The sequence below is a fragment of the Vibrio sp. TMPB1044 genome (assembly GCF_030442075.1).
Lineage (GTDB): Bacteria > Pseudomonadota > Gammaproteobacteria > Enterobacterales > Vibrionaceae > Vibrio > Vibrio satsumensis.
Genome location: NZ_JAUJED010000009.1, coordinates 219,583 through 235,621, shown reverse-complemented (window position 1 = coordinate 235,621; position 16,039 = coordinate 219,583). Strand labels below are relative to the sequence as shown.

Here is a 16,039-nt window from a genome sequence, read left to right as displayed (position 1 = left end):
TATGTTTTGCTAGTTTTAATATTGTGTTTGTTGTTACTTATTAACTTACTTGTTGTGTTTTATTGTTAACACCGTCACTGTTTACCTTGGCGACGGTATTTCAATTCTGATTAGTAAATCGATGAGATAAATTGCTGTAATCGCTCAGATTCAGGTTCCGTAAACAGTTTAGCTGGATCACCCTGTTCTTCCACTAGACCTTGATGCAAGAACATCACATGGTTAGATACATCACGAGCAAAAGCCATTTCGTGAGTTACCACAAGCATGGTTCTTCCCTCTTCTGCTAGATCGCGCATTACACCAAGCACTTCGCCTACTAACTCAGGGTCTAATGCCGATGTCGGTTCATCAAACAGCATCACTTCAGGATCAACCGCTAGCGCTCGCGCAATCGCAGCACGCTGTTGTTGGCCGCCAGACAAATGACCCGGGTAGTAATCTTTACGCTCATACAGACCTACTTTCTTCAATAGTAGCTCTGCATTTTCAATCGCTTGTGCTTTAGGTACACCTAAGACGTGAACAGGCGCTTCGATAACATTTTCGAGAACGGTCAGGTGAGACCACAGATTGAAACCCTGAAAAACCATCGCCAGACGAGAACGGATTCGCTGTACTTGTTTTTCATTGGCAGGCACAGAAACACCCTGGCGGTTGTTTTTCATTTGAATTAATTCACCATTAACCCAAATCTCGCCTGCGGTAGGTGTCTCTAACAAGTTGATACATCTAAGGAAAGTACTTTTACCCGACCCTGAAGATCCGATAATCGATACTACATCGCCTTTATGCGCAGAAAGTGAAATTCCCTTTAAAACTTCATTTTGACCAAACGTTTTGTGTAGATCCTTTATGTCCAGCGCTGGTACATCTTTCATGCGCTTTCTCTCCCAAGTTTGTGAAAATGCAAGGTACTCCGACCTTTTCATGCGATACAAACTAGCACCACACGGAATAACATGCAACAAATTATTAACCTAATAATTTGGAATAAATAGCGATTCACTCTGACTTATTATGCAAAAGGTAGCGTTTTCACCTCAATTTAATGAATGAGTTCTATCAATAAGCTGTAATTAGCCCCCTTACATTGTTTAAATAAAGTTAATCAAAATGAGATTCTCGTAGCTTGATGTCTCACAAGAAAAACAGGTTTTGTGAACTTAGAAACATTGCAACCGGCAAAACATAGCGCGCACATTCAACACATCACCTCTCTATAAATCACAATTATTTTGAGGTTACTGCATTGTAAGCATTTTAGTCAGAATACAGAGCAAGTGAGTAATAGTGAGATAACTCAGTAAACAAGGAGCATTCAGTTGATGCCAGAGCGGTAAAGGCTCAAAGAAGATAAGAAAACGACAGTTTGTGAAAACTAATTACACGATTCATCAATGGGAAGTTAATGAATCGCTGCGTTTTGTAGCTTTCTTTCACATACACTCATAAAGTGATCAAGATCAATCACCCTAAAGGGTAAGCTTGTTAGACTTCTCAGCAAAGAATAAGGCATTAAAAATGCCAAACATTTCTTTTAACTTAGCTGCATAAAGCACATCAAGACCGTGCAACATAATGTTAATGAGTTATAACTAAGAAATAACGCAATTACGCGAACTTATAGAATTCAATTTTAGAATTACTAACATAAAAATATGAGGAATCTATGTCAGACGTTGTGAACAATGCGAACTCTGAAGTAGAAGAGAAAAGCTATAAAGAGCTACACCGCCCTGCTTCTGAGTTTGAGAGCCGCTCAGATTATCTAGATCATGAGCTTCAGATCATGAAGCCTCGCCGCTTCGGTTTAAACCTTCCTGGTCGTGACTTCCGTTTTGAACTTGAAGACCTTGTTCCTGCACTTGCTGGTACCATTGGTATCATCGCGATGTACTCAGCAGTAATGATGTCTTGGGCTGATGGCCTAACTCAAGCTTGGGATCACGTAAACCTTGGTAAAGAGTTTGCGATTGAAGTCGCTCGTGTAGAAATGCTTATCCCTGCACTGCTGTTCTGTATCCTTGCTTCTGGTTTCTTTAACCCTAAAGCAAACCTTGCCGGTAACCACGGCCCAATGATTCCTCTTATTGGTACCATCGCTCTAGCTGGTGCTCACCCTCTTGCATTGGCAATCCTTATCGGTGTCTTCGGTCTAATCCTAAGTTTCCTAAAAGGCGGCTCCAAGCTGGTTAACCTGACTTCGGAAGGTACCGCTGGTGGCTTGCTTATCTTCTTAGGCCTAACGGGTACCATGAGCCAAATCAACTCGATTCAAACATGGGCGGTTGGTCTTCAATCTTCTACTGTTGAAGCGGGCAGCATGGGTTACGTTGGTTTAATCGTTCTTGCTATTACTATAGCTATCTACGCTTTCCTAGCAAAAGTGAACAAGCGTTGGTTAGCTATCCCAGTTTGTGCATTCACAGGCCTTGCTATTGCATTGGCGTTAGGTGCTGGTTTCGATATCGTGTTCGAAACTGAAATGGGTATTCCGAACCTAAACCCAGTTTACTGGTGGGGTTCTACTTCTGAAGGTTGGATGCTTGGCTTGCCAAACGTTGAACACTTCATCGCTTCTCTACCATTCGCAATTCTTGCAGTAGCAATGTGGTCACCTGACTTCTTAGGTCACCGTATCTTCCAAGAACTGAACTACCCTAAAAAGTCTGAAAAAGTACTTATGGACGTAGATGACACAATGACTATGTGTTCAGTTCGTCAAATGGTGGGTACTGCAGTAGGTGGTGGTAACATCACTTCTTCTTGGGGTACTTACATGATCCCAGCAGCAATCGCGAAACGTCCAATTCCTGGCGGCGCAATTTTGCTTGGTTCTCTATGTATTATTGTTGCGATTCTTGGTTTCCCAATGGACGTTGCGGTATGGCCACCAGTGATGCGTGTTGCGCTACTTGTAGGTGTATCTCTTCCTCTACTTGAAGCGGGTATGCAAATGGTTAAGGATTCAAAAGATTCTCAAGCAGCTGGTATCTGTATCTTCGGTTCAGCGGTTGTCAACCCAGTATTAGCATGGGCACTGACTATGCTTCTTGATAACAACGGTCTAATTGGTGATAAAGAACGTGCGAAACGTCTATCATTTGTAGACAAGATTGTTATCCCAGTTGGCGTTTTAGTTATCTGTCTAGTAGCAATGCTTGCAGTTGGTATGCTAGAAAGTCAATATGGCCTAAAAGCTTGGCTATAATGGTCCTTACTACACAAAAGTAGTATTAGGATTAAAAAAAAGTTTGGGTGGCAACCCCTGTCACTCAAATTTTTTCAACTTTTTTTGGCATTTATTGATTTAGTTTAAGGTTTGCAGAAATTTTTTAGCGTAGTCTTGAATACATAGAGTAAAGACAACATATAAAAGGTAGTGACAATATATATAACCATATGACGCTTATATGCTCATATATATTGTTATTAATAAGAGTGTACTACCCTTACGAGGGGCGCTGGCTCAACAGTGTTAATGTACGTATTTTTTCTACTAAAAAGGTAGGTATGTCATGGCAGAGCAATTTGCTAAAGCTTGGGAAGATTTTGCTGCAGGTGAGTGGCAAAGCGAAGTAAACGTTCGTGATTTCATTCAAAAGAACTACACGCCGTATGAAGGCGACGAGTCTTTCCTAGTTTCTGAGGGTACTGAAGCAACTAACAAGCTTTGGTCTTCGGTAATGGAAGGTATCAAACAGGAAAACGCAACTAAAGCACCTGTAGATTTCGATACTTCTGTTATCTCTACCATTACTGCTCACGATGCAGGTTACATTGAGAAAGATCTTGAGACTATCGTTGGTCTACAAACTGAGAAGCCACTAAAACGTGCAATCATCCCTAACGGTGGTGTACGTATGGTTGAAGGTTCTTGTAAAGCATACGGTGAAACTCTTGACCCAATGGTTTCAAAAATCTACTCAGAATACCGCAAAACACACAATGCTGGCGTTTTCGATATCTACACTCCTGATATCCTAAAATGTCGTAAGTCTGGTGTTCTGACTGGTCTTCCTGATGCTTACGGCCGTGGTCGTATCATTGGTGACTACCGTCGTGTTGCACTTTACGGTATTGATTTCCTAATGAAAGACAAAGCTGCTCAATTCGCTTCTCTACAAGAGCGTTTCGAGAATGGAGAAGATCTTGCTGCAACAATGCAATTGCGTGAAGAGATCTCTGAGCAACACCGTGCTCTAGGTCAAATCAAGCAAATGGCTGAGAAATACGGTTTCGATATCTCTGAGCCAGCTCAAACTGCTCAAGAAGCTATCCAGTGGACTTACTTTGGCTACCTAGCTGCTGTTAAATCTCAAAACGGTGCTGCAATGTCTCTAGGTCGTACTTCGACTTTCCTAGACATCTACATCGAGCGTGATATCGCTGCTGGCAAAATCACTGAAGAACAAGCACAAGAAATGATCGACCACTTCGTAATGAAGCTGCGTATGGTTCGTTTCCTACGTACTCCTGAGTACGATGAGCTATTCTCTGGCGACCCAATCTGGGCAACAGAATCTATGGGTGGTATGGGTATCGACGGTCGTACGCTAGTAACGCGTTCGAACTTCCGTTTCCTAAACTCTCTATACACTATGGGTCCTTCTCCAGAGCCAAACATCACTGTTCTTTGGTCTGAGCAATTACCTGACGGCTTCAAGCGTTTCTGTGCGAAGGTATCTATCGATACTTCTTCTATCCAGTACGAAAATGATGACCTAATGCGTCCTGACCTTGCGTCTGATGATTACGCTATCGCTTGTTGTGTATCTCCAATGATCGTTGGTAAGCAAATGCAGTTCTTCGGTGCTCGTGCTAACCTTGCGAAAACAATGCTTTACGCAATCAACGGTGGTGTGGACGAAAAACTTAAGATGCAAGTTGGTCCTAAAGAAGCTCCAATGACTGACGCTGTTCTTGATTACGACAAAGTAATGGATCGTCTAGATCACTTCATGGATTGGCTAGCTAAGCAATACGTGACTGCACTAAACAGCATTCACTACATGCACGACAAATACAGCTACGAAGCGTCTCTAATGGCTCTTCATGACCGTGACGTTCGTCGTACTATGGCTTGTGGTATTGCTGGTCTATCTGTTGCTGCTGACTCACTGTCTGCAATCAAATTCGCGACTGTTAAACCAATCCGCGACGAAGATGGCATCGCAACTGACTTCGAAATCGAAGGCGATTACCCTAAATACGGTAACAACGACTCTCGTGTAGATGATATTGCTTGTGAACTAGTTTCTACGTTCATGAACAAAATCCGTAAGCTTAAGACTTACCGTGATTCAATCCCTACACAGTCAGTTCTTACTATCACGTCTAACGTGGTTTACGGTAAGAAAACAGGTAACACTCCAGACGGTCGTCGTGCTGGCGCTCCTTTCGCTCCTGGTGCTAACCCAATGCACGGTCGTGATGAGAAAGGTGCTGTAGCTTCACTAACGTCTGTAGGTAAACTACCGTTTGCTGACGCACAAGATGGTATCTCTTACACGTTCTCTATCGTGCCAAACGCACTAGGTAAAGAACAAGACAGCCAACGTGCTAACCTTGCAGGCCTAATGGATGGTTACTTCCACCACGAAGCTGGCATTGAAGGTGGTCAACACCTTAACGTTAACGTTCTTAACCGCGAAACTCTTGAAGACGCAGTTAAGCACCCTGAGAAATACCCTCAGCTAACAATCCGTGTATCTGGTTACGCTGTTCGCTTTAACTCTCTAACTGCAGAGCAACAAGCTGACGTAATCGCACGTACATTTACTGAGTCTCTATAAGCTCACGCTCAATAGACAGTAAATAATATTAGCCTCGCCAATGTGCGGGGCTTTTTTATATCTGCGGTAAATCGCACTGAACTCACCCATCCCGCGAAATGTTAGGTTGAGCAAAAAAGCACCCTATCATTCACTTTTTTTCCACAAAATCACTCAAATTACGGTAATATCGCGGTTCATAATTTAAGAGTAACTGCTCCATGAAATACCTGCGTTGTTTACCCCTGATTCTCCTCTCCTTTTCATCTTTGGCATCTGATCGTTCTACAGTCACTTTTGCTTTAGATAACGATGGTATTTTTGGTGTCGACCAAGACTATACCAACGGCTTATTTCTGGGTTACACATCATCAAGTATTACGCCATATAATTGGGTAAAACCATTGAGTCTTTCCTACTGGGGCGCAAGCTCTCTAGACAAATGGGAAATCACCATTGGCCACAAAATGTATACCCCTTCTGACATAGAGTTAGAAACGCCATCAGCCAATGACCGCCCATATGCCGGTTACCTTCACACTGAATTCAACTACATCAGCTTGAATCCACAACAAGCCCAGCGCTTTAACATAACGTTTGGTACGACTGGTGAGCGTGCACTTTCAGAAGACGCTCAGAAGCTAGTTCACTCAATCACTAAATCGGATGAGCCTATGGGTTGGGAATACCAAGTTGATGATGAGTGGGCGGGGAGCGTTGGTTATTTAAGCCATTTCAACCTAATGCGTAATCAAGCTTTAGCGAATACTGACTACGAAATCTCTAACGTTTCTGAAATCAACGTCGGTAACTTTAGAAGTGATATCTCGACTGGTTTTATGTTCCGCTGGGGTACGGACTTGGGTGGTAACTTTGGTGCAGCTAACATCACCACAGAAAACCCATTCAAACCTGGCATGATCGGCGCATCAAACACAGGTTGGTTTACCTATGCAGGCCTTGAAGGTCGCTACCGATTCAACGACCTGACTATCGAAGGCGATCGCTCAGGTGTTGATGAGTACGCTAATAAAAACAACGAAGACCCAGCTATCTACGATGTGACTTTAGAGAACATTCAAGCGACTGCTGTGCTTGGTGTCGCTTGGTATAACCAATACATTGGTGCCTCTTTCGCATTAACAGCAAAAACACCGGATTACAAAGAAGCAAAAGAGTCAGTGTACACCACTGGCGGTATCACAATGTTTGCTTTCTTCTAGCCACCAGTAAGGGCTGTCGTCCTTTACTTTTCAAGTTTAATAAAGGCAATCATCTTCACAGGTGATTGCCTTTATTTTTAAAGGTCTCGTTACCATTTGACCCTATTTTATGTACCGTTTTTGTAATAAAATAAACGGTATAAATTCCTCTACGAGAATAGCTCATGTCTACAACTGGTCGCATTCACTCATTCGAATCTTGTGGTACTGTCGATGGCCCTGGTATCCGCTTTATTGTGTTTCTTCAAGGCTGCTTAATGCGTTGTATGTACTGTCATAACCGTGATACATGGGATCTTCATGACGGAAAGGAAGTAACGGTCGAAGAGATCATCAACGAAGCAAAATCATACCGTCATTTCATGAAAGCATCAGGCGGTGGTATCACCTGTTCTGGTGGTGAAGCGATGCTACAACCTGAGTTTGTTCGTGATTTTTTCCGCGCAGCTCAAGCCGAAGGCATTCACACTTGTCTTGATACTAATGGCTACATTCGTAAGCACACTGAAGTGGTTGATGAAGTACTAGAAGCCTCTGATCTAGTGATGCTTGATCTTAAGCACATGCGAGATGAGATTCACCACGATTTCATTGGTGTATCAAACAGACGTACTCTGGATTTTGCACGCTACCTACACAAAATCGGTAAGAAGACGTGGATTCGTTATGTAATTGTCCCTGGTTACACGGATACGGCTGAAGATGCTCATCTGCTAGGTGAATTCATCAAAGACATGGATAACATCGAGAAAGTAGAACTGCTTCCATACCATAAGCTTGGTGCACATAAGTGGGAAGCGCTTGGTTTTGACTACCCTCTTGAAGGTACAAACCCACCGAGCAAAGAGAAAATGGACGAGATTGTTGCTGTTCTAAGCCAGTACCATTCAAACGTAAAATACTAATCTAGACTTACGTTCATAGTGATTTCAAACGCCTCAATTTCGATTGGGGCGTTTTCTTTTATGGCCCAAACAATCCTTTCACTTTTCTTTACAACTTTTGTTTATCAATTCAAAAAATCATATTAAATCCGTGTTGAGATCATGTTTCCACTCGTAGAAATGCTGTTACTCTTACTGCAACAAAGAATACAACATTTAGTTTTTTAGTGAGGCTCCTCCCATGGAAATGACCAATGCTCAGCGTCTAATTCTATCAAATCAATACTACCTAATGTCTCAAATGGATCCTGAGAACTCAGCTAAATACCAACGTCTACAAACGATTGTAGAACGAGGTTACGAACTCCAAATGCGTGAGCTTAACAAAGAGTTTGGTTGTTTGACTGAAGCAGAGTGTCGCGAAATTATCGACATCATGGAGATGTACCATGCTATGCAAGAGTCGAACAAAATGCTTGCAGAGCAAGAGCGTGCTGAAGTAGACCAACGTCGTCTGCAGTTCTTAGGTTTTGATATCGCTTCTGAAGCACAGGTCGTACACTACGTGCGTTTCCTTGTTGATTCTGAAGGCCTTTACCCTCAATTCGACAAAGCCGATCACCACTTCAATAGCCAAATGCCAATGCTAGAGAAGTACCGTCGCATGTTAACAACATGGCGCAACTGCCCTCGCCAGTACCACCTATGTGCGACAGAGCTATCTCAAATCTTTAGTGCTTAATGCATGAAAAGATAAGCCTTAGCTTGGCTTAAAAAATTTCAAAAAGGGTTACTCATCACGAGTAACCCTTTTTAATGTCTGCATATAAAGAAAGAAAACAAGCAACTAGAAACACAAATGATTCCATCAGTTAATCGAGTATTTGACGCCGCATGTAGAGAGTCCACTTTGAGAAGTGGGCTTGTTTGTACCTAAGGGCTCGTCATTATGTTATCTACGCCTAGAGCTAGTGAGTGATCACCAACAAAAAACGGGAATAATGAAACGATATGGATATGAAGTGGGCTTTACGTACAGAAAATTGGAATAAAACATGACGATAAGATATTAAACATTGAACCGTTTCCCATTAATTTCTCTGATACCGTCCATTGACCAACAAACGTAAATCAAGGATCTATAACCCATTAGATCATTCATCTTTATTAATTTTACTTTGGAGCTTTTAATACAAATTAAAAATCGCCACACCCATTTTGAACGGTGTTTTTTATTTGAAAGAAATCGCTAGAATGCTCACCGAAATTTATTAACCAGAGCGATAAAAATGAGAAAATTCATCCTTGCATCACTAGCTATTCTGTCGACTTCATCTTTCGCAGCTAACGACATGTACGTACTTGGGGGCGTTGGCATTAACCGAGATGACGGAGGTCTACAATTCACTGCTGGCTCACAAATTCTTGATACCCATTTTCATATTGAATCAACAATGAATTACATAGATTCCGACAGCAAAATGGTTACATCGGATGTACACGGTGACCTAACTAAGTACAAAGACAATTTCAAACACTTCAAAATGTCTTTAGCTCCAATGTATAAATATAGCTTCGATGAGTCTTTTGCTATCTACGGAAAAGTTGGTCTTGCTTACTCAAACGTAAATGTTAAATCAACAATTACTAACAAAGATTGGTCAGTGAATAATAAACATTCAAATAGCGAATGGGGCGCAACTTACGGCATCGGTGCTGAGTTTAAGTCTATACAACCAATGTTTGGTAACTCGAAGTTTATGGCTCGTGTTGGTTTCGATTTCTACGACTTCAACTCCGGTAGCATAAGCCTAATCAATGAGGAGACTTTTGGCCTACAAGCCGGTTTCACTTTCTAAGGCATTAAGTAGAAAAGTTTTACAGTCGTTGAACAGATCATCGTAATTACGATTTTTGGTGTCTTGACGTTAACCGCTCTGTACTTCGCATAAATAAAAGGGCTACTCATCACGAGTAACCCTTTTATGTTTTCTTCTTTTTAACTAGAAAACGTAAGCAACACCGACGTTTGCCGCCATATTAATGCCGCTTTCTAAGATTGGACTGTTCTCGATATCGCCCTCTAGGTTGGTGTAACGAACGCCACCAGTTACTCGAACATTCGGCGTTACATGTAAGTAACCACCTAAACCAATAAAGTATTGGCCATCCCAGTCAGCATCGAATTCGTTTAGATTCGTTCTTGCAGCTTCCGCTGAGCTCACACCGTACAAGTGGTTATTCAAGCGTTCACTGTTGTAAGCGTAACCAATCGAAGGCGTAATCGCCCAGCCATTGCGGCGAATAGGTAGGCGCCAAGCCGCTTCAGCGTAAATACCGTTATGTCTAAAACCTAAGTCGGAGCCCGCTGTTGCTTCAAACATACCCACCAGCGTAATCACTTGATAGCTAACACCACCTAATACCGAAGCTTTACGTTCATCTAGTTTTTGAATGTCCACATTGTCTGAGTCACCTGGCTTTAATGTTCTTGGATCATAAACCGCTCGAAACACAATATTCTGAGGTGAGCCGGCTGGTAACAAACGATAGCCTGCGCTAAATCCACGCATGAAAAAGTGTTCGCCTTCGTAACCAATCATAGGAATGACTGCGCGATTTGACGGCGTGTCTTTGTACACAGCAGGAGAATAAGAAGCAGCCACACCCAATGACCATTGTGATATTTTTGCGTGCGTAGCGGTCGCCATGAACATTGTTGTTCCAACAATGGCGATTTTTAACCAAAGACTCTTCACTGTTTCTACCTATTTTTTAAGCGATTTCTGATAACGCCGCGCATTATATGGCACTTCGTTCCAAATAATCAATAGGGCTCAGTTATACATCTAATACACATAAATCCAGTGTGAGAATTATTAAGCGACCTAAAATCACAAAACAAACGGCTAGATCTGCTCGAATGTAAAATAATTTGATTCTACACGCCTCAAGTTGCCTATTGCGCTCGCTACGTTTTTCACACGCAAAATTGTAAATAAATACATAATTGTTAAGCAAAATTGTGGAAGCGGGTCTAACCTTAAAATGTAGGGAGAGCCTATTTTTCAATCGCTCGTCAGTTTTAACTGGTTAACAAGGGGAATGTGACTATGAGTATTTTTGACCACTATCAATCACGTTATGAAGCAGCCAAGGAAGAAGAGCTGACATTGCAAGAGTTCTTAGCGCTGTGTAAAGACGATAAAAGTGCTTACGCGAATGCTGCCGAGCGCTTACTACTAGCCATTGGCGAACCGGAGGTCATTGACACAGCTCAAGACCCTCAACTAAGTCGTATTTTCTCTAACCGTGTCATCTCACGCTACAGCGAATTTAAAGATTTCTACGGTATGGAAGATGCGATTGAACAGATTGTTTCTTACTTAAAACATGCTGCGCAAGGTTTAGAAGAACGTAAACAAATCCTTTACTTACTTGGCCCTGTGGGCGGTGGTAAATCATCTCTTGCTGAAAAACTCAAAGCCCTGATGCAGAAATTACCAATCTATGTATTGTCTGCTGACGGCGAACGAAGCCCAGTAAACGATCACCCATTTTGTCTATTCGATGTAAACGAAGACGGCGACTTATTGAAGAACGAATACGGTATTGAGAAACGCTATCTTCGCTCAATTATGTCTCCGTGGGCAGCGAAACGACTGCACGATTTTGGCGGTGATATTTCCAAATTCAAAGTCATCAAACTGCGCCCTTCTATCCTCGATCAAGTTGCGATCGCGAAAACAGAGCCTGGTGATGAAAACAACCAAGATATCTCATCTCTTGTTGGTAAAGTAGATATTCGTAAACTTGAGCACTTCTCTCAAGATGATCCTGATGCCTACAGCTACTCTGGTGCGCTATGTAAAGCTAACCAAGGTGTTATGGAATTCGTGGAGATGTTTAAAGCGCCAATCAAGGTATTACACCCACTACTAACGGCCACACAAGAAGGTAACTTCAACGGTACCGAAGGGCTTTCTGCACTGCCATTTGACGGCATGATTCTGGCTCACTCGAACGAATCCGAGTGGCAGACCTTCCGTAACAACAAAAACAACGAAGCCTTCCTCGACCGTGTGTACATTGTAAAAGTCCCTTACTGTCTACGCGTCTCTGAAGAAGTTAAGATCTACCAAAAACTGCTTGAGCACAGTGAGCTATCCAAAGCCCCTTGTTCGCCAAGCACACTCGATCTGCTATCGCAATTCAGTATCTTATCTAGACTGAAAGAGCCTGAGAACTCGTCTCTGTTCTCAAAAATGCGAGTTTACGATGGTGAGACTCTAAAAGACACCGATCCAAAAGCGAAGAGCTACCAAGAGTACCGAGATTATGCTGGTGTTGACGAAGGAATGTCTGGGCTATCAACGCGTTTCGCCTTTAAGATTCTGTCTCGAGTATTCAACTTCGACCAAGCCGAAGTGGCCGCAAACCCAGTGCATCTTTTCTACGTGATTGAGCAGCAAATCGAACGAGAGCAATTCCCTCAAGAGACCGCTGAGAAGTACCTAGAATTCTTGAAAGGATACCTAGTGCCACGCTACGTAGAGTTCATTGGTAAAGAAATTCAGACCGCTTACCTAGAGTCTTACTCTGAGTACGGACAGAATATCTTCGACCGTTACGTAACCTATGCTGATTTCTGGATTCAAGACCAAGAGTACCGCGATCCAGAAACAGGCCAGCTATTTGACCGTGCTTCTCTAAATGGTGAACTCGAGAAAATCGAGAAAACAGCAGGTATCAGTAACCCTAAAGACTTCCGAAATGAGATTGTGAACTTTGTGCTTCGTGCCAAAGCAAACAATAACGGTCAAAACCCAGTTTGGACAAGCTACGAGAAACTGCGCACTGTGATTGAGAAGAAAATGTTCTCTAACACAGAAGAGCTGCTTCCTGTTATTTCGTTCAATGCTAAGACCTCAACGGATGATCAGAAAAAACACGACGACTTCGTTGCTCGTATGATGGAAAAAGGCTACACCGAGAAACAAGTTAGACTGCTATCTGAGTGGTATCTAAGAGTTCGTAAATCCTCATAAACCAAACTGTATTGAGCTGCTCACGTGAGCAGCTCGTACAAACCAATAACTCTTATATCCTAATAACTCTTATACACTAATAAAAAGTAGGATCGTGACATCAGCTGAGAGGGAGTTCTTATGGCACAATTTATCGATCGGAGGCTCAATGGCAAGAATAAGAGTGCTGTAAATAGACAGCGATTCTTACGACGCCATAAAGAGCAAATCAAAGAATCTGTGGCCGATGCAGTCAACCGACGTTCAATCACCAATACTGAAACTGGTGAAGACGTTACTATTCCTCATAAAGACATCAAAGAGCCAAGCTTTCACCAAGGTCAAGGCGGCGTAAGAGAACGTGTTCACCCTGGTAATGATCAGTTCATCACTGGCGACAAAATTGAGCGCCCTAAAGGTGGCGGTCAAGGTGGTGGTTCTGGCCAAGGCGATGCAAGCCCTGATGGCGAAGGCCAAGATGAATTTACCTTCCAAATTTCAAAAGATGAGTATCTTGATATTCTCTTTGAAGATTTAGCTCTGCCTAATCTAGAGAAAAATCAGGTCAACAAAATCACCGAATGGAAAACCCACCGCTCTGGTTACCAAAGTGCGGGGATTCCATCCAACATCGCTATTGTTCGTTCACTGCAGCAATCTCTAGCTCGTAGAACCGCGATGACAGCAGGTAAAAAGCGCGAGCTTAACCTACTGATGGAGCAACTTGACCAAGTTAAAATGACGGAACCGGCACAACCCTTCGAAGAAAGTCGCTTAAAAGAAGAGATTGCCGAGCTACGCAAAAAAATTGAAAACGTGCCATTCATTGATACCTTCGACTTACGTTTTAAAAACTATGAGAAGCGCCCTATTCCATCTAGCCAAGCGGTAATGTTCTGCTTGATGGATGTGTCCGGCTCAATGGACCAAGCTACCAAAGACATCGCAAAACGCTTCTACGTGCTGCTTTACCTGTTCCTAAACCGCACCTACGAAAACGTCGATGTTGTGTTTATTCGTCACCATACTCAGGCTAAAGAAGTCGACGAGCATGAGTTTTTCTACTCCCAAGAAACCGGTGGCACCATCGTTTCTAGTGCACTGAAACTAATGAAAGAAATAGTTGCAGATCGCTACCCAGCTAATGAGTGGAACATCTATGCAGCACAAGCCTCTGATGGCGATAACTGGGCTGATGACTCTCCTCGTTGTAAAGAGCTGCTGGTGAATACGCTTCTGCCAACTTGCCAATATTACTCTTACATCGAAATAACACGCCGCTCTCATCAAACGCTTTGGCACGAATACGAAAAACTCGAGAGTAGCTTCGACAACTTCGCAATGAAAAACATTAAGACGGTGGATGATATTTTTCCTGTGTTTAGAGAACTGTTCCAGAAAGAGACAGCGTAAGGGGGCTTACCATGACAGCGAAATCAAACGTTGCAGAGAAATCAAACATTGCCGATAGAGACAAGGCTACACAGAAGAAAAACGACAAAATGCTGCCTGATGGTCCAGATTGGACGTTCAACCTATTGGAGAAATATCACGTCGAAATTAAGCGTGTGGCGCAGCATTACCGTTTAGATACTTATCCGAACCAAATTGAAGTGATTACTTCAGAGCAGATGATGGATGCATACTCAAGCATTGGTATGCCTATCAATTACAACCACTGGTCTTTTGGTAAAAAATTCATTCAAACCGAGCAAAACTACAAGCATGGCCAAATGGGCTTAGCCTACGAAATTGTGATCAATTCAGATCCTTGTATCGCTTATCTGATGGAAGAGAACACGGTAACGATGCAGGCTCTGGTAATGGCTCACGCTTGCTACGGCCACAACTCTTTCTTTAAAGGCAACTACCTGTTTCAAACCTGGACAGACGCCGGTTCCATCATCGATTACTTGCTGTTCGCTAAGAAGTATATCAGTGGTTGTGAAGAGAAATATGGCGTCGCTGAGGTTGAGCAGCTCCTTGATTCTTGCCATGCATTAATGAATTACGGCGTAGACCGATACAAACGTCCTGAGAAGATTTCCATTGCTGAAGAAACCGCAAGGCAGGAAGAGCGAGAGGCTTACCTACAATCTCAAGTCAATGAGCTGTGGAGAACTGTGCCTAAAAATCAAGACAAGGAAAAAGAAACCAAAATCCGCTTTCCTAGCGAGCCTCAAGAGAACATTCTTTACTTTATCGAGAAGAACGCACCACTGCTTGAACCTTGGCAGCGTGAGTGTGTTCGTATCGTTCGCAAGGTAAGCCAGTACTTCTACCCTCAGAAACAAACTCAAGTCATGAACGAAGGCTGGGCAACCTTCTGGCATTACACCATTCTTAACCATCTTTATGATGAAGGCTTGGTGAGTGATAAGTTCATCTTAGAGTTCCTGCACAGCCATACCAGTGTAGTCGCGCAACCTGCTTACAACAGCCCTTACTTTAGCGGAATAAACCCTTACGCACTTGGCTTCGCGATGTTTAGAGACATTCGACGCATTTGTGAAGAGCCAACCGATGAAGACAAAGAGTGGTTCCCAGAACTCGCCGGAAGTGATTGGTTAGAGGCAGTGCACTTTGCAATGCACAACTTCAAAGATGAAAGCTTTATTAGCCAATATCTTTCTCCAAAGATCATTCGTGACTTTAAGCTGTTTTCAGTGCTTGATGATGACCGAAAAAACACCATTGAAGTAAGTGCTATACATGATGACCCGGGCTATCGCCTGATTCGTGAGAAGCTTGCGGCGCAATACAACCTAAGTAACCTTGAACCAAACATTCAGGTGTTTAACGTCGATGTTCGTGGTGACCGATCAATGACGCTGCAGTATGTGCCTCATGACCGTATCCCGCTTGATAAAGGCTACGACGAAGTGATGAAGCATCTCTATCGCTTGTGGGGCTTTGATGTGATTTTGGAAGAGCTCAAAGATACGGGTCATAGAGAGATTCTGACGACTTGCCCAAAACGTAATGACTATGGAGCCAAGATTTAATACCCATCGCAGTTCATCGGTGATGACAATAAAACTCCGCTCCCCCTACACCATAGTGGTCAACCCGCTCGGAAGTGGAGCAATAAAAAAGCGCATAAGTCTGATGACTTATGCGCTTTCTTT

The 16,039-nt window shown here is 42.8% G+C and carries 11 protein-coding genes; 9 read left to right on the top strand and 2 right to left on the bottom strand.

The features are described 5' to 3' along the window. Window positions 1-110 precede the first annotated feature (110 nt). A complete protein-coding gene (locus QQ041_RS04820; RefSeq protein WP_004736532.1) occupies window positions 111-881 on the bottom strand; it encodes an ABC transporter ATP-binding protein in 771 nt (256 codons plus the stop codon). Between the two features lie 791 nt (window positions 882-1,672). On the opposite strand from QQ041_RS04820, the gene QQ041_RS04815 reads away from it, so the two are divergent. The 6 genes from QQ041_RS04815 to QQ041_RS04790 all read left to right on the top strand — a co-directional run bounded on the left by QQ041_RS04815 (window position 1,673) and on the right by QQ041_RS04790 (window position 9,743). Continuing rightward, window positions 1,673-3,214: a DUF3360 family protein gene (locus QQ041_RS04815; RefSeq protein WP_048664665.1), complete on the top strand. Its 1,542-nt coding sequence runs from the start codon at window positions 1,673-1,675 to the stop codon at window positions 3,212-3,214. A gap of 307 nt (window positions 3,215-3,521) precedes the next feature. Next, a complete protein-coding gene (pflB, locus tag QQ041_RS04810; protein ID WP_146492203.1) occupies window positions 3,522-5,798 on the top strand; it encodes a formate C-acetyltransferase in 2,277 nt (758 codons plus the stop codon). Window positions 5,799-5,998: 200 nt separating this feature from the next. Further along, complete coding sequence (locus QQ041_RS04805) at window positions 5,999-7,000, top strand: lipid A deacylase LpxR family protein (RefSeq protein WP_285953225.1); 1,002 nt, start codon at window positions 5,999-6,001, stop codon at window positions 6,998-7,000. A 164-nt stretch (window positions 7,001-7,164) separates the two neighbouring features. Further along, the gene (gene pflA / locus QQ041_RS04800) at window positions 7,165-7,905 is read left to right on the top strand and encodes a pyruvate formate lyase 1-activating protein (RefSeq protein ID WP_060982328.1); all 741 of its coding nucleotides are present in this window, start codon (window positions 7,165-7,167) and stop codon (window positions 7,903-7,905) included. A 220-nt stretch (window positions 7,906-8,125) separates the two neighbouring features. Then, a complete protein-coding gene (locus tag QQ041_RS04795; RefSeq protein WP_146492206.1) occupies window positions 8,126-8,626 on the top strand; it encodes a YfbU family protein in 501 nt (166 codons plus the stop codon). A gap of 547 nt (window positions 8,627-9,173) precedes the next feature. Beyond that, window positions 9,174-9,743, top strand: a complete 570-nt coding sequence (locus tag QQ041_RS04790) for an outer membrane beta-barrel protein (RefSeq protein WP_065676847.1) — start codon at window positions 9,174-9,176, stop codon at window positions 9,741-9,743. 144 nt (window positions 9,744-9,887) lie between these two features. On the opposite strand, the gene QQ041_RS04785 is transcribed toward QQ041_RS04790, so the two are convergent. Next, window positions 9,888-10,601, bottom strand: coding sequence for a MipA/OmpV family protein (locus tag QQ041_RS04785; protein ID WP_128162605.1), 714 nt, complete (start codon window positions 10,599-10,601; stop codon window positions 9,888-9,890). A gap of 396 nt (window positions 10,602-10,997) precedes the next feature. On the opposite strand from QQ041_RS04785, the gene QQ041_RS04780 reads away from it, so the two are divergent. The 3 genes from QQ041_RS04780 to QQ041_RS04770 all read left to right on the top strand — a co-directional run bounded on the left by QQ041_RS04780 (window position 10,998) and on the right by QQ041_RS04770 (window position 15,916). Further along, window positions 10,998-12,932: a PrkA family serine protein kinase gene (locus QQ041_RS04780; RefSeq protein ID WP_065676845.1), complete on the top strand. Its 1,935-nt coding sequence runs from the start codon at window positions 10,998-11,000 to the stop codon at window positions 12,930-12,932. Between the two features lie 120 nt (window positions 12,933-13,052). Further along, a complete protein-coding gene (locus tag QQ041_RS04775) occupies window positions 13,053-14,324 on the top strand; it encodes a YeaH/YhbH family protein (RefSeq protein ID WP_065676844.1) in 1,272 nt (423 codons plus the stop codon). Between the two features lie 11 nt (window positions 14,325-14,335). Next, window positions 14,336-15,916 (top strand): SpoVR family protein, encoded by a 1,581-nt coding sequence (locus tag QQ041_RS04770; RefSeq protein ID WP_285953224.1) that lies wholly within the window; start codon window positions 14,336-14,338, stop codon window positions 15,914-15,916. Window positions 15,917-16,039: the final 123 nt, after the last annotated feature.

What these genes read in the sequence shown, in the direction of transcription:
- QQ041_RS04795 (WP_146492206.1), top strand. Translation starts at nt 8,126, where the DNA reads ATGGAAATGACCAATGCTCAGCGTCTAATTCTATCAAATCAATACTAC.
- QQ041_RS04775 (WP_065676844.1), top strand. Translation starts at nt 13,053, where the DNA reads ATGGCACAATTTATCGATCGGAGGCTCAATGGCAAGAATAAGAGTGCT.
- QQ041_RS04770 (WP_285953224.1), top strand. Translation starts at nt 14,336, where the DNA reads ATGACAGCGAAATCAAACGTTGCAGAGAAATCAAACATTGCCGATAGA.
- pflB (WP_146492203.1), top strand. Translation starts at nt 3,522, where the DNA reads ATGGCAGAGCAATTTGCTAAAGCTTGGGAAGATTTTGCTGCAGGTGAG.
- QQ041_RS04815 (WP_048664665.1), top strand. Translation starts at nt 1,673, where the DNA reads ATGTCAGACGTTGTGAACAATGCGAACTCTGAAGTAGAAGAGAAAAGC.
- pflA (WP_060982328.1), top strand. Translation starts at nt 7,165, where the DNA reads ATGTCTACAACTGGTCGCATTCACTCATTCGAATCTTGTGGTACTGTC.
- QQ041_RS04790 (WP_065676847.1), top strand. Translation starts at nt 9,174, where the DNA reads ATGAGAAAATTCATCCTTGCATCACTAGCTATTCTGTCGACTTCATCT.
- QQ041_RS04780 (WP_065676845.1), top strand. Translation starts at nt 10,998, where the DNA reads ATGAGTATTTTTGACCACTATCAATCACGTTATGAAGCAGCCAAGGAA.
- QQ041_RS04805 (WP_285953225.1), top strand. Translation starts at nt 5,999, where the DNA reads ATGAAATACCTGCGTTGTTTACCCCTGATTCTCCTCTCCTTTTCATCT.
- QQ041_RS04820 (WP_004736532.1), bottom strand. Translation starts at nt 881, where the DNA reads ATGAAAGATGTACCAGCGCTGGACATAAAGGATCTACACAAAACGTTT.
- QQ041_RS04785 (WP_128162605.1), bottom strand. Translation starts at nt 10,601, where the DNA reads ATGTTCATGGCGACCGCTACGCACGCAAAAATATCACAATGGTCATTG.